A 25,346-nucleotide genomic window follows, 5' to 3' on the forward strand; every position below is an offset into this window, starting at 1 on the left:
GCCTCGGAGGCGCGAGGTATGCGGCTCAGCTTGAAGTCACCAACACAGGATGAAACCTAGCACGGAGTGAGGCATGACCCCGCCTGACCAACGTTATAGGCTTCGCCCCGTAGCGAAGCCACAGTAGTCCAAACCCTGGATTTGTGGCGCTGGCCCGCTTGAACCAGCGGAGTTGGCTACTGCTTCACCCACAATTTGGCTCATAGTCGGATCTTCGGGCAGCGGCCCGAGACGCATCCGAATTAAATCCGGCAGTTCCGTGCCGGTACAGGGAACAGAGGTTCCTATGGCCCCGTCTGGATCTTGAGTGATCGGCGGGGCCCTATCTTTTGCTGGCGAGTGTGGGAGTTCGCGGCACCATGGTTGCTGCCAGGTCAATGATCTGGTAAAGAACAAAGAGCGAACAATATAACTGTGGACGAGATGCGCCGGCCCGGAAGCGGGCGGCGCACCGCCGGCCCACTTGTTCTAAGGTGCAGAACATTTCTTTGGTTTCGGACGAGCGCAGGAGAGAGTCATGGCCGGCAGTGTGAATAAGGTCATTCTGGTAGGAAATCTGGGCGCCGATCCCGAAATCCGGCGCCTGAATTCGGGTGATCCGGTCGTCAATCTCCGCATCGCAACCTCGGAGACCTGGCGCGACAAGATGTCGGGCGAGCGCCGCGAAAAGACCGAGTGGCACAATGTCGTGATCTTCAACGACAACCTTGCCAAGGTCGCGGAGCAGTACCTGAAGAAGGGCATGAAGGTTTACGTCGAGGGCTCGCTGCAGACCCGCAAGTGGACCGACCAGCAGGGCCAGGACCGGTACACGACCGAGGTCGTGCTGCAAAAGTTCCGCGGCGAGTTGCAGATGCTCGACAGCCGCGGCGAGGGCGGCGGCCAGGTCGGCTATGACCGTGGCGGCCAGGGCAGCAGCCGTGGTGGTGACTTCGGCTACTCCGGCGCCGGCGATGATCGCGGCAGCTCGGGCGGCGGCGGTGGTGGCGGCTACTCGCGCGACCTCGACGACGAGATTCCGTTCTAAGAACTTCTCAGGCATCCGAAAGAGGGCTGCACTCGCAGCCCAGGAAAGCCCTGCCGGTCATCCGGCGGGGCTTTTTCGCATTGGGACAGCATTTTCGCGGCAGACGGCGCCACCAACGGCATCGCCTTGGTGGGTGAGGGACTGCCTTCTTGATCACGGTCGAGAATCCGCTCAACGGGCCCGCCGCTGCTGGCGATCGCGGATCGCGGACGTGAGGCCGACAGTCATGCAGATGCGGCGTGGCGCAGGTGGTTGGGGGCAATCGCTGGCGGATTTCTGCCGAGAAACTGGAATATTGCGGTGGGATTGCTGCGGCGATTGAGAGGCTCTCTCGAAATCGCGGGCTGAGGGGCTACCGGTCGGCGACGACCGCTGCCGGTCTTATCCGGTCGAGCACCTTCTGCAGCAGGCGCTTTCCCTCGGCCAACGCGGCTGGGAACAGGAAGTAAACACTCGCCAGCCAGCACAGGCTGATGGCACAGCCGGCGATCACCAGCCTGACAAATGGGCCATGGTCGGTGTCTGCATTGAAGGCGATGTAGCCAGTTGCGCCCGTTGCCGCCGCCAGCAGGATGACCCGCGAAAATTGCCCGGCCAATTGCCCGAGAGAAACGTCGATCTGCGACGTGACCAGCGGCCAGCGTACCAGCGTCGCCACCAGAGCCACGAAGATAAATCCGATCGCCACGGCCTCGAGACCGTGCGCCACCGTGACGAAGGTGACGGCGACGGTGAGTGCATCGATGATGACGGCGTAGATGAACCAGGTTCCCGGTTTGCCGAGGCCGTAGAGCAGGCCGTGGTCGAGGGCCGCGCCAATGGTCATGATGCCGGCAATCGCAAAGCCCTGTGCCGCGCCGATGCTCGGCTGCCACTGCGGGCCGAAGATGACCGGCACGAGAAGCGGCGCGCAAACCGCGATGAACACCATGATCGGCGTCACCAGCGCATAGGCCACCGCCTGCGCCATGTCGTAAGCCGACGCGATCCTCTTACGGTCCACCCGAAGCTGCGAGAACACCACCGTCGAGACCGGCGTGATGGCCGTCACGGTCAGGTCCTGCGCGACCTGGATCAGCCGCTGCGCGACGTTGAGATAACCCAGTCCGTTGAGCCCAAGCGTTGCGGCAACGATCGTGTTCTCGGCCGAGGCCCGTGCCATGGCCGTGAATTCAACCGCGACGACATTGAAGCCGAACACGGCCATGCGGCGGAATTCGCCGAAGTGGAAGGCGCTTGACGGCACCCATCGCGCGGCGATCCAGATCATCACCGTGCCGGCAAGCTGGGCAATCAGCGTCTGCGCGACCAGGGCCCAGACTCCAAAACCGCTCAGCGCTAGGGTTATTGCGACAATCTGGCCGATCACGCCGGACAGCATCGCCTGGCGGGCGATCAGATCGAACCGCATCCGGCGGCGCAGCATGGCATTGGGCACCGAGCCCAGGGCAGCGAACAGGACGACCGGCGCGAGCCCCCACAGGATCGGCACGACGTCCTTCACCTCCAGTAACATCTGCAGCGGATAGCCCAGCAGGCCAAGCCCGAAGGAGAGAATCGTTCCTGCGATGCAGGAGTACCAGAACGCGGTGCTGAAGTGCTCCGCCGTCGGGTCCTGCGCCTGGACCAGGTACGTGGAAAAGCCGAGGTCGGAGAGCAGCGTAAGGAAAGGGATGATCGACAGCGCGATCGCGACGAGCCCGAAATCCGCAGGCGCGAGCAACCGCGCGAGGATCACGACGGTCAGCAGCCCGCTCAGCCTGCTGAACCATTTTTGCGCGGTCATCCAGAGGACGCTGCCTGCTGCCGTGCTGGAGAATTTTTGCTGGGGTTCGGATGTCACGTTACGCAGCCTTCGGGACGGCAGCTCAGTTGCCCGCCAGCATATTCATGCCCCGACAGCTGCGTCCATTTAGCCGAAAGGCTAACGGCGTTGGCTCGTCGCCAATCCAAGGCGCGATAGGTGAGGACGGACAGGAAAAAGGCGCCGCGGTGACCCGCGGCGCCCTGATTTTCGCAGTGGGACGAGCGGCTAGTCCTCGTCGCGGCCCATCCGCGCCAGCCCCTTGAACACGTAAGGAGCGAGCAACGCGATGATGGCGATGCCGATCATCGTCGCCGAGCTCCAGTGCTGGAACAGGATCATTGGGTCGCCCTGACTGATCTGCAGCGAGCGGCGCAGCGCCAGCTCCGCCATCGGTCCGAGGATCAGGCCGACGATCGCCGGCGCGATCGGGTAGTCGTATCGCCGCATCAGGAAGCCGAGCACGCCGAAGGCGACGAGCAGCAGCAGTTCCACCACGGACGGATTCGCGGCTATCGTGCCCATGGTCGCGAAGACGAGGATGCCCGCGTAAAGCCATGGCAGTGGGATCTTCAGAAGCTTGACCCAAAGGCCGACGAGCGGCAGGTTGAGTATCAGCAACATCACGTTAGCGATGAACAGCGAGGCAATCAGCGCCCAGACGAGGCCGGCATGCTGCGCGAAAAGCAGCGGGCCGGGCTGGATGTTGTACTGCTGGAAGGGAAAAATCCCATGCAGGGCCTTTCAGATCGGAGCCGTTCCGGCCGATTACTTCAGTGATAATGGGGTACGATATGACGTTTGTCACCCCGAGCGGTGCCAGATGCGCTTTCGCATGTTGACGCGGCCGTGCGCGAGGGCCATTTCCAAGCAAGTTTTGAAGGAACGTTCAGCCGATCATGTGCCAGCTTTGCGGAGAGTCCAGCTTTGGGGCGCATGCCATCTCGATCTCCGAGCGTCCGCGCCAGCTTCTTGGCGGCTTGCGCTGGAGCGGCACGCATGAGCAGGCGGCGTCCGGCGAGACAGAAGCCTTGCTCCGTCGCGTGCAGGCTTTTTCTGCAAGGCGCAGTGCTGCCTGGAAAAGCCCGATCGTCGCGCTCTCTCGTGCGCTGGGCGAGGGGAGCTTTGAGTATTTCGCCGGCATCGCGGTGGAGCCGGGTGAGGCACTTCCCGCAGGCTTCGACCTGCTGGATCTCGTCGAGATGACGGTCGCGAGCTCCTGGCATGGGCCGCAGGACGGCGATGTCGTCACCCACTATGGCCACATCCTCGACTGGATCCGCACCAGCGATTACCGCCGCGACCGCACCCACTACGACCACCGCGAGGAATATCCGCACGACGCGGATCTCGATGCACCGCCTGCGCTGCGGCTGATGCTGCCGGTGCAGACGGTTAGCGTGGCGACGCCGAGAACGACCGGCGGCTTCAGCGCGACCTCAGTCTGACTTGCTCCTCACAGCCACCGCCTGACTTTCTTCGCATAGTCGCGCCAGCGCTTGCCGAACTTCGCCTCGAGGTGCTTTTCCTCCCGCTCGATCGCGAGTTTTTGCGTGAGGAACGCCGCGATGATCGCCAGCGGCAGGAACCACGCGATGCCGCTGATCAGCCCGATGGCGATCATGATCATGGTGTTGCCCACGTAAAGCGGGTTGCGGGTAAGCGCGAAGGGACCGGTCGTCACGAGATGGTCGGCACCCCGGTGCGGTCTCAACGTCGTGTTCGCGCGACGCATCGCCCGGACAGCCATAGCGATCATGGCGATGCCGCCGGCGGCGATCAGCCACCCGAACGCGAACAGGATTTCCGACAGCGGCCGGGTGATCCATGGAAGCGGGAACAGCCAGTTCAGGATGAATCCGAGCGCCACGCCCGGAAGGTAGATCAGTGGCGGCCAGGGAATGGTATTTGGCTGGTGGCTGATGTCATTGGTCATGTTCCTCCCCCTTCGTCACGAACTCCGCATCAACTGTGCATGCGGAGATGATCTCCTGCAATCTCTGCGCGGTCTCGGTGCTTGGCGTTCCCTCATACACCTCGTTGAAGCGGCTTTCGTTTTCGAGAGTGCCCATCACGCAGACGCAATAGTACTCGCAGAAAGGCGTCTCTTTCACGTCCTCACACTGCGCCTGGCAGGCGCGCATGAACTGCGCGTCGCGCGCCGGCTCGGCTGCCGGCATCACCTGCGAGAACAGCCACACGAGGCCGATAAGCACCGGCTGGTGGATGAGGTAGACGGCGAGGCTGTGCCGTCCCGCGAACTGCAGCGGGTGCGTCCAGTTCGGCATGCGCCAGTGCGCTATCCGCTCGAACAGGCCGATGCTTTTTGCGATCCGCGCCCCCGAAATGCCGAACAGCACGGCCGCGAACCACGGGAACAGCGGCACATAGTCGTTGGATCGCGGATTGATGCTCGACAGCCCCACCCACCACAGCGCCGGGTGGTCGAAGAAGGTCGAACGAAGGAAATTCGGCGCGGCCAGGACAGCAATTGCGACGAGGATGGTGACAAAGCTCGGCAGGCGCAGGAAGGCGAGGCCAAGCACGCTGGCGAGCGCGATTTGGTGCAAGATGCCGAAGAAGATGAAGCCGCCTGGCACCGCCAGCCACGTCACCAGCGAGATCGCCGCCGCGGCGCCCGCGACCATTGCCAGGCGCCGCAGGAACGGCCGCCAGCGAATGCCCCTGGCGTGGCCGAGAAACAGGCTGACACCAACCAGAAACAGGAACGACGAGGCGATGCAGCGGGCAAACAGCTTCCAGCCGCCTTGCGCCGTCATTGCATGAGGAACATAGCCGAAGAACTCGAGATCCCACGCAAAATGGTAGATCGCCATGGCCACGAGAGCGAGGCCTCGCGCGACGTCGATGGCCTCCAGCCGGGGTTTGTCGATTGCGGAACGCTGCACTAGTCTCTCTTCCCGAGTCAGCCCCTTACGCCGTTGCCAGCGATAGCACGAAACGGCGGCAGCGGGCCAAGCAGAAGGGAGAATGCATGCATAACGTTGAAGCCAACGGCGCCTCGATACCAGCTCTCGGCATGGGCACCTGGACCCTCGAGGGAGAGGCGTGCGCCTCGCTGGTCGCGGACGCGCTGGCGCTCGGCTACCGCCATATCGACACGGCGGCGGCATACAAGAACGAGCAAGCGGTGGGCGAGGGGCTGCGCGCTTCGGGCGTCTCGCGCGACGACATCTTCGTCACCACCAAGGTCTGGTGGACGGATCTGTCGGCGGGTGACCTGCGCCGATCCGCGGAGGACAGCCTGCGCCGCCTCGGCCTCGACTACGTGAACCTGCTGCTGATCCACTGGCCGAACCCGGAAATTCCGCTGAAGGAGTCGATCGCCGCGCTGAACAAGGTGAAGTCCGAGGGCCTCGCGCGCCATATCGGCGTCTCGAACTTTCCGACCGCGCTGCTCGCCGAGGCGCTTGCGCTGACCAATGAGCCGCTGGTCGCCAATCAGGTCGAGAACCACCCCTATCTCGACCAGCGCAAGCTCTACCAGGCCTGCCGCGCCGCCGGCATGGCGATGACTTCCTATTGCCCGATCTATCGCGGTGGTAGGCTCCTCAGCGAGCCGGTGGTGCAGGCAGCCGCCAGCGCCCATGGCAAAACACCGGGCCAGATCGTGCTGCGCTGGCATGTGCAGCAGGACGGCATCGTCGCCATCCCCCGCACGTCGAAGAAGGAGCGCCTCGCCGAGAACATCGACGTGTTCGACTTCGCGCTGAGCGATGAGGAGATGGCCGGCATCACTGCGCTGCGCGGCAAGGCGCCACGCATCTGCGACTACGCGTTCTCCCCGAAGTGGGACGCAGCCTGATTGACTGCTTGCAGCCGGTCTAGACGAGGACCGGCTGCCTCGTCCGCGCTTCCTCGCCGAAGACACGCAGGTAGCGCTCGATTTCCCTCGGATCGCCGGTGGTCTTTTCCGGATTGTCGGAGAGTTTGACTGCGGGGCGTCCGTTGGCTTGCGTCACCTTGCAGACGAGTGAAATCGCCTTGAGCCGGTCATTGTGCGCCGGCGCGCAATCCTTGAAGTCGTTGGTCAGGTTGGTGCCCCAGCCGAACGACATCCGCACGCGGCCCTTGAAGTGCTGGTAGGTCTTCTCGATGGTGGCGACGTCGAGACCGTCGGAGAAGATGAGCAGCTTTTCGTGCGGATCGCGTCCGCGTTCTTTCCACCACTGGATGATGCGCTCGCCGCCCTCGATTGGCGGGGCGCTGTCGGGACGGAAGCCGGTCCAGTCAGCCACCCAGTCCGGTGCATCGCGCAGGAATGAAGCGGTGCCGAAGGTATCCGGCAGCACGATTAGCAGGTTGCCGCCATAGTAGCGCTGCCATGCTTCCAGCACCTTGTAGGGAGAGGCGCGCAGCTCCTCGTCGGATTTCGTCAGCGCTGCCAGCACCATCGGCAGCTCGTGCGCGTTGGTACCCAGCGCTTCCAGATCGGTGTCCATCGCCAGCAGCACGTTCGACGTGCCGGTGAAAGCGGAACCGATGCCTTCCTTCAGCGCCTCGACGCACCAGCGCTGCCACAGGAACGAGTGGCGACGGCGGGTGCCGAAGTCGGAAATGCGCAGTTCGGGATATTTCCTGAGCAGTTCGACCTTTTCCCACACCTTCGCCTTGGCGCGGGCATAGGTGACGTCGAGCGCGAACGGCCCCATCGACTTCAGCGCCGCGCGTGAGCGCAGCTCGTTGATGATGGCGAGCGCCGGAATCTCCCACATCGTCGTTTCGTGCCAGCGGCCGTGGAAGTGCAGCTCGTACTGGCCGTCGCGCTTGAAAAGCTCGTATTCAGGCAGGCGGAAGTTCTCGAGCCAGGCGAGGAAGTCCGGCTCAAAGATCTGTTTGCGGCCGTAGAAGGTGTTGCCGGCGAGCCAGATCATCTCCTTCTTGGTGAAGCGCAGCGTCCGCGCATGATCGAGCTGCGCACGCAGCTCCTGCTCCTCGATCTCCTCCGCAATTCGCACCGACTTCGTGCGGTTGATCAGCGAAAAGGTAGCGTCGACATCGCGATACAGCCCCCAGATCATCTGCAGCATCAGGAGCTTGTAGAAGTCCGTGTCGAGCAGGCTGCGCACGATCGGGTCGAGCTTCCAGGTGTGGTTGTAGACCCTGCGGGCGATGTCGGTCTTGGTCATGTCGTGTCTCGCGACGAGCGCGTGGGAGAAGTTGCGCTCACGGTGTCCTCATGCTCGGCCATCCTCCCAATGGCGCGTGGGGAACGGAACCTATGCGGGCTCCATTGTCAATTCCGTAACCCTGGGCGCAACGAGACAGCGCCGGATTCAGCGGAATTTTACGCCTTACCTATAGTCAGTGGCGCGTGAGTATACACGGCTGGGGGGCCGACATGGAGTTTTTGCGCCTTGGTGAGCGCCTGCGCGCGCTCTTCTCAACGTTTGCGCGCGACCGAGGCGGCAATTACGCCGTCATCACTGCGATCGCGAGTCTGCCGCTTCTCGGGGCGGTGGCACTGGCAGTTGAATATACCAATGCGTCGCGCATGCGCTCCGACCTGCAGCAGCGGCTTGATGCTGCGGTGCTGGCGGGCGCAGCCGCCGAGAGCAACCAGACAACCGCGGCAGAGCAATTCTTCGATCGAACCTATTCGGACGCGGGCGTCACTACGGTCCGCTTCGAGCTTGGGGATGGGGTCCTGAACGGCTGGGCGACCCGCCCGATGGCGGCCACTTTCAGGATCCCGGGGATGACCGAGGGCAAGGAGATCGGCGTCTATTCGCAGGCTCGGTTCACGACGGCGACCACGCCGGTGCCCTGCGTGACCGTTCTCGGCAGCACACACCAGGCGCTGCTGGTGAATTCCGGGGCCAACGTTTCCGCCAAGGACTGCGAAATCCACGTCCATTCGAAGTCGAACCCCGCGATGATCATGAACGCTGGCGCGACCATCGACGTCGCGAAGACCTGCGTCGCTGGCACCAACATCATCAAGAATGGCGGCACGCTCGGCGGGCTCGAGACCAACTGCAAGGTCGATAACGATCCGTATGCAAACGCGATCCCGGCGCCGTCCATCCCCGCCAACTGCTCATCGGGTCCGTCGAAGAACGGCACGACCTACACGATCAGCCCCGGCAAGCACTGTGGTTTCAACATCAACGAACCGTACAAGGTTGTCTTCGAGCCGGGACTGCACATTATCTCGAGCACGATCATCATTCCCGCAGGTGCTACGGTGATCGCCGAGGGCGTGACCTTCTACTTCACCAGCCCCTATGCGGAACTGCGCATGAACGGCGGCATCACGATGAAGGCTACCGCACCGACATCCGGACCCTACAAGGGCATCCTGATGTTCGAGACAAAGGGCACGAACAAGGGACCGTTCATTTTCAACGGTTCGGTGAGCGAGCATTTGGAAGGCGTGATCTACCTTCCCAACCGCGACGCTATCTACAACTCGAAGACCAATATCGGCCAGAACAAGGTCGCGATGGTCTTCAATACGCTCATCATCAATGACGCCGATTGGAACATGACCGGCATTTCCTCGCCGGGCTCGGGTCACAAGACGGTTTATCTTTCGCACTGACACCGCGGAAATTGACTTTTGTGGCCGGCGAGTCCAACTCGTCGGCCACCCATCATTCTGGAGTACGGCAAATGGAAAAGCGCAGGCTCGGGCGCACGGATATTTTTGTCTCGAAGATCTGTCTCGGGACCATGACTTTCGGCGAGCAGAACACGGAAGCCGAAGGCCATCAGCAGCTCGACCTCGCGATCGACCGCGGCGTCAACTTCATCGACACCGCTGAGCTATATCCGATCCCGCCGAAGGCGGAGACGCAGGGCCGCACCGAGCGCATCATCGGCAACTGGATGAAGGCGCGCGGCAACCGCGACAAGCTGGTGCTCGCAACCAAAGTTGTCGGACGCACCGCCAATGAGTGGTTCCGCGGCGGCCGCCCGTCGAGGCTGGTGCGCGCAGACATCATGGACGCGATCGACAAGTCGCTGCAGAAGCTGCAGACCGACTACGTCGATATCTACCAGATCCACTTCCCCGACCGTCTGGTCCCGTGGGGCTCCAACCCCAACCGCGTGACGGATTGGCCGGCTAAGCGCGCCGAGGACGAGACGCCGATCGCCGAAACGCTCGCCGTGTTCGACGAGCTGGTGAAGGTCGGCAAGATCCGCCATCTGGGGCTCTCGAACGAAAGCTCCTGGGGCGTGATGAAGTTCATCGCCGAGTCGGAACGCGGCGTGGGCCCACGCCCGGTGTCGCTGCAGAACGCCTACAACCTCGTCAACCGCACCTTCGAGGTGAACCTCGCCGAGGTTTGCGACCGCGAGGAGGTGAGCCTGCTCGCTTATTCTCCGCTGGCGCAGGGGTACCTCACCGGAAAATACGACGATGGCGCTCTGCCGGCCGGCTCGCGCAAGCAGCTGTTCGATCGCCTGCAGCGCTACGAGACGCCTGGTGCTGCCGACGCGCTCAAGGCGTACAACAACATGGCTCGCCAGTTCGGTATGGAGCCGGCACTGTTCGCCAACGCCTTCGTCACGCATCAGCCGTTCGTTACCTCGAACATCATTGGCGCGACGTCCATCGAGCAGCTTGAGCTCGCGCTGTCCTTGGCGGAGGTGAAGTGGACCGAAGAGATGCAACAGGCGGTCGACGCTGAGCACCAGTTGCGCGGCAACCCTTGCCCCTGATGTCTCGAGTACCTATTTGGCTGGCAGGCGCAGGGCTTGATGAAGGCGCCGCAAGATTAGTCCAATGATCTACGTTTGTCCGAAGACGAGGGTTGAGGAGACCATCGCGCTGGCAGGCGCCACACGGCTGGTTACCCTTTTGACCCACAGGGCGGAGTTCCAGCGTCCTGCCAGCATCGTCCCGGCGAATCATCTCTTCCTCGAGATGAATGACGTGGTCGCCGAAGAACCGGGCATGGTCGTGCCCGCCAGGGCGCATGTGGAGAGCCTGCTCGCCTTCGTCAGGGAGTGGGACCGAGCGCAGCCGCTGGTTATCAACTGCTTTGCGGGGATCAGCCGCTCGACCGCGGCAGCCTACATTGCCGTTGCGGCACTTGCTCCGCATCGCTGCGAGGCAGAACTCGCGCAGGAATTGCGCCGTGTTTCGCCGTCCGCGACGCCAAATTTGCGGCTCATCGGTCACGCTGATGAGCTTCTCGGGCGTGAAGGACGGATGATCGCTGCAATAGAGGCAATCGGGCGGGGCGCTGATGCTTTTGAAGGCACCCCGTTTTCAATTGCTGTGGACAGGAAAGGTAACGTTAACTTGTAACCGCCTCAGGGGCAGGACGTCCTTCGCCAGGGCCGTTCAGCGCAAAATTCTGGCAAATCTTGGACTTGCTTCGCGGGGTCGCCTGCGCTAACGCTCGCCCCGCATATATCCTCGCTTCAAGAACTCCTGTCGGAGAATCTGTTGCGGTCACGCCCTTGGGTCGCTGCTTTGGTAACGAGCCAGGTTGAGGTGCAAACGGAAAATACGATGAGCGAACTTCTGAGTTCCTACCTTCCAATCGTGATCTTCCTCGGCGTTGCGCTGGTGGTGGGTCTCGCGCTCCTGGTGGCGCCGTTCCTGGTCGCCTTCCGCAACCCTGATCCGGAGAAGCTGTCCGCCTACGAGTGCGGCTTCAACTCCTTCAGCGACGCGCGCATGAAGTTCGACATCCGCTTCTATCTGGTGTCGATCCTGTTCATCATCTTCGACCTCGAAGTGGCCTTCCTGTTCCCCTGGGCCGTCTCCTTCGGTCAGATCGGGTGGCTGGGATTTTCTTCGATGATGGTCTTCCTCGCTGTGCTGACCATCGGCTTCATCTATGAATGGAAGAAGGGAGCACTGGAATGGGATTGAACGACGCCTCCCAGACTTTGGTTGCCCCAAAGCCCAAGGGTCTCATTGATCCGAACACCGGGAAGCCGATCGGTTCTGATGATCCGTTCTTCGGCGAGCTGAACAACGAGCTGTCGGACAAGGGTTTCCTTGTCACCTCGTCGGAAGCCCTGATCACTTGGGCCCGTACCGGCTCGCTGATGTACATGACCTTCGGTCTGGCCTGCTGCGCCGTGGAGATGATCCACTCAGCAATGCCGCGCTACGACAGTGAGCGCTTTGGCGTCGCGCCGCGCGCTTCCCCGCGCCAGTCGGACGTCATGATCGTCGCCGGCACGCTGACCAACAAGATGGCGCCCGCGCTCCGCAAGGTCTATGACCAGATGCCTGAGCCGCGCTATGTGATCTCGATGGGTTCGTGCGCCAACGGCGGCGGCTATTATCACTATTCCTATTCGGTGGTGCGCGGCTGCGATCGCGTCGTCCCGGTGGACATCTATGTTCCTGGCTGCCCGCCTTCGGCGGAAGCGCTGATGTACGGCATTCTTCTCCTGCAGAAGAAGATCCGCCGCACCGGCACCATTGAGCGGTAAGAAGCGACTATGAGCGAAGCCCTTTCCAGCCTCGGTTCCTATGTGCGCGAACGTCTGGCCGACCAGGTCCTGGACGTCACCGTCGCATATGGCGAGCTCACTGTCCTCGTGGTGCGCGAGGCGATCGTCGACGTAGTGCAGTTCCTGCGTGACGACGCCAACTGCCGCTTTGTCTCGTTCATCGACGTTTCGGGCGCCGACTATCCGGCGCGCGAGGATCGCTTCGACGTCGTCTACCACCTGCTGTCGCCGACCAGGAACCTGCGTATTCGCGTCAAGGTCCGTACCGACGAGGATACGCCGGTGCCGTCCGTGACCTCGGTGTTCCCGGGCGCAAACTGGTACGAGCGCGAGGTTTACGACCTCTATGGCGTGCTGTTCTCCGGTCATCCGGAGCTGCGCCGCATCCTCACCGACTACGGCTTTGAAGGGCATCCGCTGCGCAAGGATTTCCCGCTCACCGGCTTCGTGGAAGTCCGGTACGATGACGAGATCAAGCGCGTGGTCTACGAGCCCGTGGAGCTCAAGCAGGAGTTCCGCAATTTTGACTTCCTGTCGCCGTGGGAAGGCACTGACTACGTGCTGCCCGGCGATGAGAAAGCCAAGCCGAACTGAGGCGCGTTATGGCTGAGACATCCGTTCGTAATTTCAACATCAACTTCGGTCCGCAGCACCCGGCGGCGCACGGCGTTCTGCGTCTCGTGCTCGAGCTGGATGGCGAGATCGTCGATCGCGCCGATCCGCATATCGGCCTGCTGCATCGCGGCACCGAGAAGTTGATGGAGTACAAGACCTACCTGCAGGCCGTTCCGTACCTCGACCGCCTCGACTACTGCGCCCCGATGAACCAGGAGCATGCATACTGCCTGGCCGTCGAGCGCCTGCTCGGCATCGAGGTGCCGAAGCGCGGTCAGCTGATCCGCGTGCTCTACTCCGAGATCGGCCGCATCATGTCGCACATCCTGAATGTGACGACGCAGGCCATGGACATTGGTGCTCTCACCCCGCCGCTGTGGGGCTTCGAGGAGCGCGAGAAGCTGATGGTGTTCTACGAGCGCGCATCCGGCTCGCGCATGCACGCGGCTTACTTCCGTCCGGGTGGCGTTCACCAGGACCTGCCGGAGCGCCTCATTCAGGACATCGGCAACTGGATCGATCCATTCCTGAAGACCATCGACGACCTCGATGCGCTTCTGACCGAAAACCGCATCTTCAAGCAGCGTAACGTCGACATTGGCGTCGTCAGCCTCGAAGATGCGTGGGCGATGGGCTTCTCCGGCGTCATGGTCCGTGGCTCGGGCGCTGCGTGGGATCTGCGCAAGTCGCAGCCTTACGAGTGCTACGACGAGCTCGAGTTCGACATCCCGGTCGGCAAGAACGGTGACTGCTACGACCGCTACCTCATCCGCATGGAAGAGATGCGCCAGTCGGCCCGCATCATGCGCCAGTGCGTCGAGCGTCTGCTCGGCAGCGAGCGCGTCGGCCCCGTCTCGACTGTTGACGGTAAGGTCGTCCCGCCGAAGCGCGGTGAGATGAAGCGTTCGATGGAAGCGCTGATCCACCACTTCAAGCTTTACACCGAGGGCTTCCGTGTTCCGGCCGGCGAAGTTTACGCCGCCGTGGAAGCGCCCAAGGGCGAGTTCGGCGTCTATCTTGTCTCGGACGGCACCAACAAGCCGTACCGCTGCAAGCTCCGCGCGCCGGGCTATGCGCATCTTCAGGCGATGGATTTCCTGTGCAAGGGACACATGCTCGCCGACGTATCCGCCATCCTTGGCTCCCTCGACATCGTGTTTGGTGAGGTCGACCGTTAAATGTCCGTTCGCCGTCTCGCAGAGCCAGCCTTGCAGCCAGCCAGCTTCGCCTTCAACGAGGCGAACCTGGCGTGGGCAGAGCAGACCATCAAGAAATACCCGGCAGGGCGCCAGCAGTCCGCTGTGATCCCGCTTCTGATGCGGGCGCAGGAACAGGAAGGCTGGGTGACCAAGGCCGCGATCGAGTACGTCGCCGACATGCTTGGCATGGCGTACATCCGCGTCCTCGAAGTTGCGACCTTCTACACGCAGTTCCAGATCAAGCCGGTCGGCACCAAGGCTCATGTCCAGGTTTGCGGCACGACGCCCTGCATGCTGCGCGGCGCCGAAGACCTCAAGCAAGTCTGCCGCAACAAGATCCATCCGGAGCCGCATCACTGCAACGAGTCCGGCACGCTGTCGTGGGAAGAGGTCGAGTGCCTCGGCGCCTGCGTCAACGCGCCGATGGTGATGATCTTCAAGGACACCTACGAGGATCTGACGCCTGAGCGTCTCGCCGAGATCATCGATGAGTTCGAGGCTGGCCGCGGCGAGCAGGTTCCGACCGGTCCGCAGACCGACCGCTTCTTCTCCGCGCCGGCCACCGGTTTCACCGCGCTGACCGACGAGGTCAACGTCCTGAAGACGACCCGCGATGCGCTGGCCCGCGAGGCAGCGGCTGCTGCTGCTGCCGCCGAGGCAGGTTCGGCTGAGCTCCCGCCGAGCGAGGCAGGTCGTCCGAAGACCGATGCGATCGAGACCAACCCGGCTGTGAAATCGCCGTCGCCGGTCAAGGCGAGCCCGGCTGCCGAAGCTTCGGCGAGCGTGGCGGCACCTGCGACCAACCAGGTCGAGGCGAACAAGTCTGTCACCGGTGAGCAGCGTGCAGACGCTGACAAGCCGGCTGAAGACGCCGACAAGAAGTCGGTTTAAGGAGGTCGGGATGCTTCAGGATAAAGACCGCATCTTCACCAATATCTACGGTCGATTTGACAAGTCGCTCGCTGGCGCGATGCGCCGCGGTCTCTGGGATGACACCAAGGGCCTGATCGACAAGGGCCGCGACTGGATCATCAACGAGATGAAGGCGTCGGGCCTGCGTGGCCGCGGCGGCGCCGGCTTCCCGACCGGCCTGAAGTGGTCCTTCATGCCGAAGGAAAGCGACGGCCGTCCGCACTACCTCGTCGTCAACGCCGACGAATCCGAACCGGGCACCTGCAAGGACCGCGAAATCCTGCGCAACGACCCGCACACGCTGGTTGAAGGCTGCCTGATCGCCGGCTTCGCGATGGGCGCACACACCGCCTACATCTACGTCCGCGGTGAGTTCATCCGCGAGCGCGAGGCGCTGCAGCGCGCGATTGACGAGGCTTATGACGCAGGCCTCCTCGGCAAGAACAACAAGTGCGGCTGGGACATGGACGTCTTTGTCCACCATGGCGCCGGCGCTTACATCTGCGGTGAAGAGACCGCGCTGCTCGAAAGCCTAGAGGGCAAGAAGGGCCAGCCGCGCCTGAAGCCGCCGTTTCCGGCCAACATGGGCCTCTACGGCTGCCCGACGACCGTCAACAATGTCGAGTCGATCGCGGTTGCTCCGACCATCCTGCGCCGTGGCGCATCCTGGTTCTCGTCGATTGGCCGTCCGAACAACGTCGGCACCAAGCTGTTCATGCTCGTCGGTCACGTCAACACGCCGTGCACCGTCGAAGAGGAGATGGGCATCACCTTCCGTGAGCTCGTCGAGAAGCATGGCGGCGGCATTCGCGGCGGCTGGGATAACCTGCTGGCGGTGATCCCCGGCGGCGCATCCTGCCCGGTGGTCAAGGCCGAGGACATCATCGACTGCCCGATGGACTTCGACGGCCTGCGCGAGCGCAAGTCGTCGTTCGGTACGGCGGCCGTCATCGTGATGGACAAGTCGACCGACATCATCAAGGCGATCGCGCGCCTCTCGTACTTCTTCAAGCACGAGAGCTGTGGCCAGTGCACGCCGTGCCGCGAGGGTACCGGCTGGATGTGGCGCGTGATGGAGCGTCTGGTTCGTGGCGAGGCGCATAAGCGCGAGATCGACATGCTGCTGGACGTGACCAAGCAGGTGGAAGGCCACACGATCTGCGCTCTGGGCGATGCGGCGGCATGGCCGATCCAGGGTCTGATCCGCAACTTCCGCCCGGAGATCGAGCGCCGCATCGACGAATTCACCCGCAACTCCCATCGCACCGAGCCGGTGCTGGTCGCTGCGGAATAGGGCGAAGGAAAGTCTTACGCAGGGCCTCCGCCAGGGGACCCCACGGAATGATGCCGATGATGCAGTATGGTGACATAGCCAGCGTCAAGCCGGCCGGGATGCCGCAGGAGATCGCCTCCGCGATCAACCTGATGGCGCACCCGACGGGCGGCGCTGCGGCTGTCGGAGCTATCGGCTTCGGCGTTGCCAGTCACGCCTTTGGGGTGTGGCTCGGTACGATGTCTGCTGCTGTCGACGCGACGCGCCGCTTCTTCGAGGAAGCAGCGCCGGCGACGCCCGCACCGGCGGCTCCGGCACCGCGTTCCAACGTCACGCGGCTGAAGCTGGTCGAGAAGGCAACGCCTGCGAAAGCTTCGTCCGCTAGCAGAGCTTCCGCAACGGCAAAAACCGAAGCGGAGGACGACCTGAAGAAGATCTCCGGCATCGGTCCGAAGCTCGAACAGGTGTTGAAGAAGCGCGGTATCCAGACGATCCGCCAGATCGCTGAGCTCGATGCAGAGGCGATTGCGGCACTCGATGCCGAGTTTGGCCTTTCGGGCCGTATTGAACGTGATGACTGGGTAGGGCAGGCGAAGGCGCTATCCGGTCGCGAGTGACGAACTACTGGGGCGGCCAGCCGCCCCGAAGCAGGGTTTTGCGGGTATCCGCGGAGTTGAGGCAATATGGCTAAACTGAAGGTCGACGGCAAAGAGATCGAGGTACCCGATCACTACACGCTTCTTCAGGCGGCGGAACATGCCGGCGCAGAAGTGCCGCGTTTCTGCTTCCACGAGCGGTTGTCGATCGCCGGCAACTGCCGCATGTGCCTCGTGGAAGTGAAGGGTGGTCCTCCCAAGCCGCAGGCATCGTGCGCGATGAACGTGCGCGACCTCCGTCCGGGCCCGAACGGCGAACTGCCAGAGATGTTCACCAACTCGCCTATGGTGAAGAAGGCCCGCGAAGGTGTGATGGAGTTCCTGCTCATCAACCACCCGCTGGATTGCCCGATCTGCGACCAGGGTGGCGAGTGCGACCTTCAGGACCAGGCCATGGCCTTCGGCGTCGACGCGTCCCGCTATGCGGAGAATAAGCGCGCCGTCGAGGACAAGTACATTGGCCCGCTCGTGAAGACGGTGATGACGCGCTGCATCCACTGCACGCGCTGCGTCCGCTTCACCACTGAAGTTGCTGGCATTTCCGAGCTCGGCCTGATCGGCCGCGGCGAGGATGCCGAGATCACGACCTACCTCGAGCAGGCGATGACTTCCGAGCTGCAGGGCAACGTTATCGACCTGTGCCCGGTCGGCGCGCTGACTTCGAAGCCGTATGCATTCCAGGCGCGTCCGTGGGAGCTGACCAAGACCGAGTCCATCGACGTGATGGACGCCGTGGGTTCTGCGATCCGCGTCGATACACGCGGTCGCGAGGTCATGCGCATCCTGCCGCGCGTCAACGACCAGGTGAACGAGGAGTGGATCTCCGACAAGACCCGCTTCATCTGGGACGGCCTGCGTTCGCAGCGTCTCGACCGCCCCTATGTGCGCCGTGACGGCCGCCTCCAGCCGGCAAGCTGGGGTGAGGCATTCGCCGCTATCAAGGACGCTATCTCGCGCACCAGCGGCGACAAGATCGGCGCGATTGCCGGCGATCTCGCCGCGGTCGAGGAAATGTACGCGCTGAAGCTGCTGATGCAGTCGCTCGGCTCGGCGAACATCGACTGCCGCCAGGACGGCGCCGCGCTGAACCCGACCAACGGCCGTGCAAGCTACATCTTCAATCCGACCATCGAAGGCATTGAGGATGCGGACGCGATCCTGATCATCGGCTCGAACCCGCGCTTCGAGGCATCGGTGCTCAACGCCCGTATCCGCAAGCGCTGGCGTGCGTCCGACCTGCCGATCGCCGTCATCGGCGAGGCCGGTGACCTGCGCTACGATTACCAGCCGCTGGGTAACGGCGGTGACACGCTGGCGCAGCTGGCGTCCGGCTCGATCGCCTTCCTGCAGACGCTGAAGGACGCCAAGCGTCCGCTCATCATCGTCGGCCAAGGCGCGCTTGCTCGCGAGGATGGCGCTGCCGTCCTCTCACTGGCCGCGAAGATCGCGACGGATGTCGGTGCCGTGTCGGAAGAGTGGAACGGCTTTGCCGTCCTGCACACCGCAGCCGCCCGCGTCGGCGGTCTCGACCTCGGCTTCGTGCCGGGTGAGGGGGGCAAGGATATTGCTGGCATGATGGGCGCGCTCGATGTGCTCTTCCTGCTCGGTGCCGACGAATTCGACATGAAGCAGATCGGCTCTGCCTTCACGGTCTACATCGGCAGCCACGGCGACGCCGGTGCGCACCGCGCCGACGTCATCCTGCCGGGCGCGACCTACACCGAGAAGTCGGGCACCTACGTCAACACGGAAGGCCGCGTACAGCTGGCTAACCGCGCCGGCTTTGCGCCGGGCGACGCCAAGGAAGACTGGGCAATCCTGCGTGCCCTCTCCGACGTGCTCGGCAAGCGCCTGCCGTTCGACTCGCTGACGCAGCTGCGCGCCAAGCTTTATGCGGAGTATCCGCATTTTGCGGCGATCGATGAAATCGCTCCGGGCAATCCGGCCGACGTTGCGGCGCTTGCCGGCAAGGGCGGCTCGGTTTCGGGTGCGGCTTTCGTTTCGCCAGTGACTGACTTCTATCTGACGAACCCGATCGCCCGGGCGTCCGCTGTCATGGCCGAGTGCTCGGCCCTGGCGCGCGATGGCTTCAGGCAGGCGGCGGAATAGGGCGGGGCAATGGATTCCTTCTTTGCATCATACGTGCTCCCGGCGCTGATCATTCTCGGCAAGTCCGTCTTGCTGATCGTGGTCCTGCTGATCCTGGTTGCTTATCTTCTCTACGCCGACCGCAAGATCTGGGCGGCGGTTCAGCTACGCCGCGGCCCGAACGTGGTCGGCCCATGGGGCCTGCTGCAGGCGTTCGCCGACTTGCTGAAGTTCGTCTTCAAGGAGCCGGTCATTCCGTCCGGTGCCAACAAGGTCGTCTTCCTGCTGGCGCCGCTTGTTTCGGCGGTTCTCGCGATTGCCGCCTGGGCGGTGGTCCCGGTCTCGGAAGGTTGGGCGATTGCGACGATCAACGTCGGCATCCTCTACATCTTCGCCATCTCCTCGCTTGAGGTCTATGGCGTGATCATGGGCGGCTGGGCCTCGAACTCGAAGTACCCATTCCTCGGCGCGCTTCGTTCGGCGGCGCAGATGGTGTCCTACGAAGTCTCGATCGGCTTCGTGATCGTCACCGTGCTGCTCTGCGTCGGCTCGCTGAACCTCACCGACATCGTCTTGTCGCAGCGCGATGGTCTTGGCACGCGTCTCGGCCTGCCGAACACGTTCCTCGACTGGCACTGGCTCGGCCTGTTCCCGATGTTCGTGATCTTCTTCATCTCGGCCCTCGCCGAGACGAACCGTCCGCCCTTCGACCTGGTGGAAGCCGAGTCGGAGCTGGTCGCCGGTCACATGATCGAATACTCGTCGACGCCGTTCCTGCTGTTCTTCCTTGGTGAATACGTCGCCATCGTCCTGATGTGCGCGCTGACCACCATCCTGTTCCTGGGTGGATGGCTGCCGCCGTTCGACTTCGCGCCGTTCACCTGGGTGCCGGGCGTCATCTGGTTCGTGCTCAAGGTCTGCATGGTCTTCTTCATGTTCGCCATGGTGAAGGCTTTCGTCCCGCGCTACCGCTACGACCAGCTGATGCGCCTTGGCTGGAAGGTGTTCCTGCCGATCTCGCTGTTCATGGTCATCGCTACTGCCATCTTCCTCAAGGTGCTGGAGCTGACGGCGGCATGATCGGAGGCGCAACAGGAGCTTTGCTCGGGCTGGTGACGGCGCATGCTGACGCCAGCTTCCTCTGCGCGAAGTCGCGGCGGGTGGAACTCGCCGGGGCGAGGAATGCAACGAAGGTTTCGGGAGCGGCTAAGACGGCCGTGTTCCCGGTGATGGGCTGGTTCGCCGGCTCTTTGTTTGGTGGAGAATAACATGTCAGCGCTAGCCCAGGCTGCCAAGTCGCTGCTGCTCAAGGAGTTCGTCGGGGCCTTCTTCCTGTCGATGCGCCAGTTCTTTGCGCCGAAGTACACGATCAACTACCCGTACGAGAAAGGCCCGATCTCGCCGCGCTTCCGTGGCGAGCATGCGTTGCGCCGCTATCCGAACGGTGAGGAACGCTGCATCGCCTGCAAGCTGTGCGAAGCGATCTGCCCGGCGCAGGCGATCACCATCGAGGCCGGCCCGCGCCGCAATGACGGCACCCGCCGCACGGTTCGCTACGACATCGACATGGTCAAGTGCATCTACTGCGGCTTCTGCCAGGAGGCATGCCCGGTCGATGCGATCGTCGAAGGCCCGAACTTCGAATTTTCTACCGAGACGCGCGAAGAGCTCTACTACGACAAGGAGAAGCTGCTCGCCAACGGCGACCGGTGGGAGCGCGAGATCGCGCGAAACATAGCTTTGGATGCGCCCTACCGCTGAGTGGGGTGAAGTGGACGGCCGGTAACGGCTGTTCTAAGGAACACGCGAATCTGCCGGAGCCGACGGGCTGCAGCAGTCGTGGAGCAGGGCGTTGCAAGATGCATAGTGCCTTTATTGGAACCCGGGGGAACCCATGCTGACAGGACTTGAGGCGATCTTTTTCTACGTGTTCGCCTTCATCGCGGTCGCGGCGGCCTTCATGGTCATCTCGTCGCGCAACCCGGTGCACTCTGTGCTCTTTTTGATCCTCACCTTCTTCAACGCGGCTGCCCTGTTCCTGCTGACGGGCGCCGAGTTCCTGGCGATGATCCTGTTGGTGGTCTATGTCGGCGCGGTGGCGGTTCTCTTCCTCTTCGTCGTGATGATGCTCGACGTCGACTTCGGAGAGATGAAGCAGGGCGCCCTGCAGTACGCCCCGATCGGCGCGCTGGTCGGCCTGATCCTCGCCGCCGAGCTGATCGTCGTGCTGGGCGGCTACACCTTCGCGCCGGAACTCGCCGGTTCGACCTCGCGGCCGACGCCGCCGGTCGACCAGCGCCACAACACCGCTGCGCTCGGTGACATTCTCTACACGGACTATCTCTTCTTCTTCCAGATCGCCGGCCTGGTGCTGCTGGTGGCTATGATCGGCGCGATCGTGCTGACCCTGCGCCACAAGGCGAAGGCCAAGCGCCAGAGCGTCGCGGCTCAGGTTGCCCGCACGACGGCTACCGCGATCGAAGTCAAGAAAGTCGAGACGGGCAGGGGAATCTGAGACAATGGAAGTCGGTATCGCACACTATCTCACCGTCTCGGCGATCCTGTTCACGCTCGGCGTGTTCGGCATCTTCCTGAACAGGAAGAACGTGATCGTCATCCTGATGTCGATCGAGCTCATCCTGCTCGCGGTGAACATCAATTTCGTGGCCTTTTCGGCCGTGCTTGGCGACCTCGTCGGCCAGGTCTTCGCCCTGTTTGTCCTGACAGTGGCGGCGGCCGAGGCGGCGATCGGTCTGGCAATCCTCGTCGTCTTCTTCCGCAACCGCGGCTCGATTGCCGTGGAAGACGTCAACATGATGAAGGGCTGAGCGGGCAATGTATCACGCCATCGTCTTCCTTCCGCTCGCGGGCTTCCTGATCGCCGGCCTCTTCGGCCGCGCGATCGGTGCCAAGGCATCGGAATTCGTAACTTCCGGCTTCATGCTCATCGCGGCCGTCCTGTCGTGGGTGGCCTTCTTCCAGGTAGCCCTCGGCGATACGCCGGCCTTCACCGTTCCGGTGCTGCGCTTCATTGAAGTCGGCAGCTTCGATGTTTCCTGGGCATTCCGCATCGATACGCTGACTGCGGTGATGCTGGTCGTCGTGAACTCGGTCTCTGCGCTGGTTCACATCTACTCGATCGGCTACATGCACCACGATCCGCATCGGCCGCGCTTCTTCGCCTACCTGTCGCTGTTCACCTTCGCGATGCTCATGCTGATCACGTCGGACAACCTCGTCCAGATGTTCTTCGGCTGGGAAGGCGTGGGTCTGGCCTCGTATCTGCTGATCGGCTTCTGGTTCAAGAAGCCGTCGGCGAATGCGGCCGCGATCAAGGCGTTCGTCGTCAACCGCGTCGGCGACTTCGGCTTCCTGCTCGGCATGTTCGGCGTCTACGTGATCTTCGGCTCGGTGAACTTCGACACGATCTTCGCCAACGCCGCATCGATTGCCGCGAACCCGGACACCACCGGACAGGTCGTCTTCCAGTTCCTCGACTGGTCGTTGACCCAGGCTGGCGCACTGACCGTGATCTGCCTGCTGCTCTTCATGGGCGCGATGGGTAAGTCGGCGCAGGTTCCTCTGCACACCTGGCTGCCGGACGCGATGGAAGGCCCGACCCCGGTGTCGGCGCTCATCCACGCGGCGACGATGGTCACCGCCGGCGTCTTCATGCTGGCTCGCCTCTCGCCGATCTTCGAGCTGACCCACACCGCCCTGATGGTCGTCACCATCATCGGCGCGATCACCGCCTTCTTCGCGGCGACCGTGGGCCTCGTTCAGAACGACATCAAGCGCGTGATCGCGTACTCGACCTGCTCGCAGCTCGGCTACATGTTTGTCGCGCTCGGCCTCGGCTTCTACTCGGCCGCGGTGTTCCACCTCTTCACGCACGCCTTCTTCAAGGCGCTGCTGTTCCTTGGCTCGGGCTCGGTGATCCACGCCGTCTCCGACGAGCAGGACATGCGCAAGATGGGCGGGCTGCGCAAGCTGATCCCGACCACCTACTGGATGATGATCATCGGGACGATTGCGCTGACCGGCGTGGGTATCCCGGCGACCGTGATCGGTACCGCGGGCTTCTTCTCGAAGGACGCGATCATCGAGGGTGCGTTCGCTTCGCATAGCGCCGTTGCTGGCTTCGCCTTCACGCTGCTGGTCATCGCCGCGATGTTCACGAGCTTCTACTCGTGGCGCCTGATCTTCCTGACGTTCCACGGCAAGCCGCGCGCGTCGGAAGAGGTCATGCACCACGTCCATGAATCGCCGCCGGTCATGCTGGTGCCGCTGTACCTGCTCGCAGTCGGTGCGCTGTTCGCTGGCTTCGTGTTCTCGGGTTACTTCATCGGCGACAACTACGATGCTTTCTGGCAGGGAGCGCTGTTCACGCTGCCGGACAACCACATCCTGCACGATGCACACCACGTGCCGTTCTGGGTGAAGCTGTCGCCGTTCGTCGCGATGGTGCTGGGCTTCCTGGTTGCATACCAGTTCTACATCCGCTCGCCGGAGACGCCGAAGCAGCTCGCCCAGCAGCATCAGGGGCTCTACCAGTTCCTGCTGAACAAGTGGTACTTCGACGAGCTCTATGACTTCCTCTTCGTCCGTCCTGCAAAGCGCCTCGGCTACTTCCTCTGGAAGAAGGGCGACGGCGTCGTGATCGACGGCTTTGGTCCCAATGGCGTCGCGGCACGCGTCGTCGACATCACCGACCGGGTCGTCAAGATGCAGACCGGCTATCTCTACCACTATGCATTCGCAATGCTCATCGGTGTCGCTGCGCTTGTCACCTGGATGATGCTCGGAGGCTCCTTCTGATGACCGGCTGGCCGCTCCTATCGACCGTAACCTTTCTGCCGCTGGTAGGCGTGTTCCTGATCCTGCTGGTCAGGGACGAGGGCACCGCCGCGCGCAAGAACATCCGCAACATCGCGCTGCTGACGACGGTCGTCACCTTCCTGCTGTCGCTCTTCATCTGGGCCGGCTTTGACCGGACCTATGCAGGGTTCCAGTTCGTGGAGAAGACCGCGTGGCTCGACACCGGCATCTCCTACCACATGGGCGTCGACGGCATTTCGGTGCTGTTCGTCATCCTGACCACGTTCCTGATGCCGATGTGCATCCTGGCCTCGTGGGAAGTGGAGAAGCGCCTCAAGGAGTACATGATCGCGTTCCTCATCTTGGAAACGATCATGATCGGCGTGTTCTGCGCGCTCGACCTAGTGCTGTTCTACGTCTTCTTCGAGGCGAGCCTCGTGCCGATGTTTATCATCATTGGCGTCTGGGGCGGACCGCGCCGCGTCTACGCGTCGTTCAAGTTCTTCCTCTACACGCTGCTCGGCTCGCTGCTGATGCTGCTCGCCATGATGGCGATGTTCTGGAACGCCGGCACCACCGACATTCCGACGCTGCTGGCACATGACTTCCCGGCTTCGATGCAGACCTGGCTGTGGCTCGCCTTCTTCGCGTCCTTCGCGGTGAAGATGCCGATGTGGCCGGTCCACACCTGGCTGCCGGACGCGCACGTCGAAGCGCCGACCGCTGGTTCGGTTCTGCTTGCCGCGATCCTGCTGAAGATGGGCGGCTACGGCTTCCTGCGCTTCTCGGTGCCGATGTTCCCGGATGCGTCGCTGTACTTCCAGCCGTTCGTGTTCACCCTGTCCATCGTCGCGATCATCTACACCTCGCTGGTGGCGCTGATGCAGGAGGACATCAAGAAGCTGATCGCGTATTCGTCGGTCGCCCACATGGGCTACGTGACGATGGGTATCTTCGCCCTCAACATCGAAGGCACCCAGGGCGCGATCTTCCAGATGCTGTCGCACGGCCTGGTCTCGGGCGCGCTGTTCCTCTGCGTCGGCGTGATCTACGACCGCATGCACACTCGTGAGATCGACGCCTATGGCGGTCTGGTCAACAACATGCCGAAGTACGCGGTCGTGTTCCTGATCATGACGATGGCGAATGTCGGCCTGCCGGGCACCTCGGGCTTCATCGGCGAGTTCCTGACGCTGGCTGGCGTCTACCGGGTCAACACCTGGGTCGCCCTGTTCGCGGCAACTGGCGTGATCCTGTCGGCCGCCTACGCGCTGTGGCTCTACCGCCGCGTGGTCTTCGGTGCACTGACCAAGGAGAGCCTGAAGGGCCTGATGGACCTGTCGGGCCGCGAGAAGGCCATTCTCTACCCGCTGGTCATTCTCGTGATCTTCTTCGGTGTGTATCCGTCGGCGGTCTTCGACTTCACGACCGCGTCGGTGGACGCTCTCGTCAACAATGTAACCCTGTCGATCGAGGCCACTCAGGCCGCGATGGCGAGCCGCTAAGG

The 25,346-nt window shown here is 62.8% G+C and carries 24 protein-coding genes and 2 pseudogenes; 21 read left to right on the forward strand and 5 right to left on the reverse strand.

Annotated features, from left to right (window positions below):
* The first annotated feature begins 517 nt into the window (after nt 1–517).
* A complete protein-coding gene (locus L630_RS0107035) occupies nt 518–1,027 on the forward strand; it encodes a single-stranded DNA-binding protein (protein WP_024847563.1) in 510 nt (169 codons plus the stop codon).
* 352 nt (nt 1,028–1,379) lie between these two features.
* On the opposite strand, the gene L630_RS0107040 is transcribed toward L630_RS0107035, so the two are convergent.
* Nucleotides 1,380–2,870 (reverse strand): lipopolysaccharide biosynthesis protein, encoded by a 1,491-nt coding sequence (locus L630_RS0107040; RefSeq protein WP_024847564.1) that lies wholly within the window; start codon nt 2,868–2,870, stop codon nt 1,380–1,382.
* A 189-nt stretch (nt 2,871–3,059) separates the two neighbouring features.
* Nucleotides 3,060–3,551, reverse strand: a pseudogene (locus L630_RS0107045) (tripartite tricarboxylate transporter permease); the annotation flags it as partial.
* 179 nt (nt 3,552–3,730) lie between these two features.
* Between L630_RS0107045 and L630_RS0107050 the strand changes: the two are divergent.
* A complete protein-coding gene (locus L630_RS0107050) occupies nt 3,731–4,279 on the forward strand; it encodes a GyrI-like domain-containing protein (RefSeq protein ID WP_024847566.1) in 549 nt (182 codons plus the stop codon).
* A gap of 8 nt (nt 4,280–4,287) precedes the next feature.
* On the opposite strand, the gene L630_RS0107055 is transcribed toward L630_RS0107050, so the two are convergent.
* On the reverse strand, nt 4,288–4,767 hold the full coding sequence (locus L630_RS0107055) for an isoprenylcysteine carboxylmethyltransferase family protein (RefSeq protein ID WP_024847567.1): 480 nt from the start codon (nt 4,765–4,767) through the stop codon (nt 4,288–4,290).
* Nucleotides 4,757–5,740: a DUF1624 domain-containing protein gene (locus L630_RS0107060; RefSeq protein WP_024847568.1), complete on the reverse strand. Its 984-nt coding sequence runs from the start codon at nt 5,738–5,740 to the stop codon at nt 4,757–4,759. Before L630_RS0107060 ends, L630_RS0107055 begins: the two co-directional genes overlap by 11 nt.
* Nucleotides 5,741–5,826: 86 nt before the next feature.
* Here L630_RS0107060 and L630_RS0107065 point away from each other — a divergent pair, with 86 nt between their 5' ends.
* Nucleotides 5,827–6,657: an aldo/keto reductase gene (locus L630_RS0107065; protein ID WP_024847569.1), complete on the forward strand. Its 831-nt coding sequence runs from the start codon at nt 5,827–5,829 to the stop codon at nt 6,655–6,657.
* Between the two features lie 19 nt (nt 6,658–6,676).
* Here L630_RS0107065 and pncB read toward each other — a convergent pair whose 3' ends face one another.
* Nucleotides 6,677–7,981 (reverse strand): nicotinate phosphoribosyltransferase, encoded by a 1,305-nt coding sequence (gene pncB / locus L630_RS0107070; RefSeq protein WP_024847570.1) that lies wholly within the window; start codon nt 7,979–7,981, stop codon nt 6,677–6,679.
* Between the two features lie 212 nt (nt 7,982–8,193).
* On the opposite strand from pncB, the gene L630_RS0107075 reads away from it, so the two are divergent.
* The 18 genes and pseudogenes from L630_RS0107075 to L630_RS0107160 all read left to right on the forward strand — a co-directional run bounded on the left by L630_RS0107075 (nt 8,194) and on the right by L630_RS0107160 (nt 25,344).
* Nucleotides 8,194–9,396 carry a TadE/TadG family type IV pilus assembly protein gene (locus tag L630_RS0107075; RefSeq protein WP_024847571.1) on the forward strand — a complete coding sequence of 401 codons (1,203 nt, stop codon included), beginning with the start codon at nt 8,194–8,196 and terminating at the stop codon, nt 9,394–9,396.
* A gap of 71 nt (nt 9,397–9,467) precedes the next feature.
* A complete protein-coding gene (locus tag L630_RS0107080; RefSeq protein ID WP_024847572.1) occupies nt 9,468–10,520 on the forward strand; it encodes an aldo/keto reductase in 1,053 nt (350 codons plus the stop codon).
* Between the two features lie 64 nt (nt 10,521–10,584).
* Nucleotides 10,585–11,112: a protein-tyrosine-phosphatase gene (locus L630_RS0107085; RefSeq protein WP_024847573.1), complete on the forward strand. Its 528-nt coding sequence runs from the start codon at nt 10,585–10,587 to the stop codon at nt 11,110–11,112.
* Nucleotides 11,113–11,319: 207 nt separating this feature from the next.
* Nucleotides 11,320–11,685, forward strand: coding sequence for an NADH-quinone oxidoreductase subunit A (locus L630_RS0107090; protein WP_024847574.1), 366 nt, complete (start codon nt 11,320–11,322; stop codon nt 11,683–11,685).
* Nucleotides 11,676–12,257 carry an NADH-quinone oxidoreductase subunit B gene (locus tag L630_RS0107095; RefSeq protein WP_024847575.1) on the forward strand — a complete coding sequence of 194 codons (582 nt, stop codon included), beginning with the start codon at nt 11,676–11,678 and terminating at the stop codon, nt 12,255–12,257. Before L630_RS0107090 ends, L630_RS0107095 begins: the two co-directional genes overlap by 10 nt.
* Before the next feature lie 9 nt (nt 12,258–12,266).
* Nucleotides 12,267–12,872 carry an NADH-quinone oxidoreductase subunit C gene (locus tag L630_RS0107100; protein WP_024847576.1) on the forward strand — a complete coding sequence of 202 codons (606 nt, stop codon included), beginning with the start codon at nt 12,267–12,269 and terminating at the stop codon, nt 12,870–12,872.
* 8 nt (nt 12,873–12,880) lie between these two features.
* On the forward strand, nt 12,881–14,071 hold the full coding sequence (locus L630_RS0107105) for an NADH-quinone oxidoreductase subunit D (RefSeq protein WP_024847577.1): 1,191 nt from the start codon (nt 12,881–12,883) through the stop codon (nt 14,069–14,071).
* Nucleotides 14,072–14,917, forward strand: a pseudogene (gene nuoE, locus L630_RS0107110) (NADH-quinone oxidoreductase subunit NuoE); the annotation flags it as partial.
* A 76-nt stretch (nt 14,918–14,993) separates the two neighbouring features.
* Nucleotides 14,994–16,298: an NADH-quinone oxidoreductase subunit NuoF gene (nuoF, locus tag L630_RS0107115; RefSeq protein WP_024847579.1), complete on the forward strand. Its 1,305-nt coding sequence runs from the start codon at nt 14,994–14,996 to the stop codon at nt 16,296–16,298.
* 56 nt (nt 16,299–16,354) lie between these two features.
* The gene (locus L630_RS0107120) at nt 16,355–16,894 is read left to right on the forward strand and encodes a helix-hairpin-helix domain-containing protein (RefSeq protein WP_210164326.1); all 540 of its coding nucleotides are present in this window, start codon (nt 16,355–16,357) and stop codon (nt 16,892–16,894) included.
* A 66-nt stretch (nt 16,895–16,960) separates the two neighbouring features.
* The gene (nuoG, locus tag L630_RS0107125; RefSeq protein WP_024847581.1) at nt 16,961–19,042 is read left to right on the forward strand and encodes an NADH-quinone oxidoreductase subunit NuoG; all 2,082 of its coding nucleotides are present in this window, start codon (nt 16,961–16,963) and stop codon (nt 19,040–19,042) included.
* A gap of 9 nt (nt 19,043–19,051) precedes the next feature.
* Complete coding sequence (nuoH, locus tag L630_RS0107130) at nt 19,052–20,101, forward strand: NADH-quinone oxidoreductase subunit NuoH (protein ID WP_024847582.1); 1,050 nt, start codon at nt 19,052–19,054, stop codon at nt 20,099–20,101.
* Entirely contained in the window at nt 20,098–20,289 is a 192-nt protein-coding gene (locus L630_RS0107135; protein WP_024847583.1) for a hypothetical protein, read from the forward strand. Before nuoH ends, L630_RS0107135 begins: the two co-directional genes overlap by 4 nt.
* A 1-nt stretch (nt 20,290) precedes the next feature.
* Nucleotides 20,291–20,782, forward strand: coding sequence for an NADH-quinone oxidoreductase subunit NuoI (gene nuoI, locus L630_RS0107140; RefSeq protein WP_024847584.1), 492 nt, complete (start codon nt 20,291–20,293; stop codon nt 20,780–20,782).
* Between the two features lie 133 nt (nt 20,783–20,915).
* Nucleotides 20,916–21,536, forward strand: a complete 621-nt coding sequence (locus tag L630_RS0107145) for an NADH-quinone oxidoreductase subunit J (RefSeq protein WP_024847585.1) — start codon at nt 20,916–20,918, stop codon at nt 21,534–21,536.
* Between the two features lie 4 nt (nt 21,537–21,540).
* On the forward strand, nt 21,541–21,849 hold the full coding sequence (gene nuoK, locus L630_RS0107150) for an NADH-quinone oxidoreductase subunit NuoK (RefSeq protein WP_024847586.1): 309 nt from the start codon (nt 21,541–21,543) through the stop codon (nt 21,847–21,849).
* 7 nt (nt 21,850–21,856) lie between these two features.
* The gene (nuoL, locus tag L630_RS0107155) at nt 21,857–23,839 is read left to right on the forward strand and encodes an NADH-quinone oxidoreductase subunit L (RefSeq protein ID WP_024847587.1); all 1,983 of its coding nucleotides are present in this window, start codon (nt 21,857–21,859) and stop codon (nt 23,837–23,839) included.
* Nucleotides 23,839–25,344, forward strand: coding sequence for an NADH-quinone oxidoreductase subunit M (locus L630_RS0107160; RefSeq protein ID WP_024847588.1), 1,506 nt, complete (start codon nt 23,839–23,841; stop codon nt 25,342–25,344). Before nuoL ends, L630_RS0107160 begins: the two co-directional genes overlap by 1 nt.
* Nucleotides 25,345–25,346: the final 2 nt, after the last annotated feature.

This window comes from Aminobacter sp. J41, assembly GCF_000526635.1.
In the GTDB taxonomy this organism is placed as follows: domain Bacteria; phylum Pseudomonadota; class Alphaproteobacteria; order Rhizobiales; family Rhizobiaceae; genus Aerobium.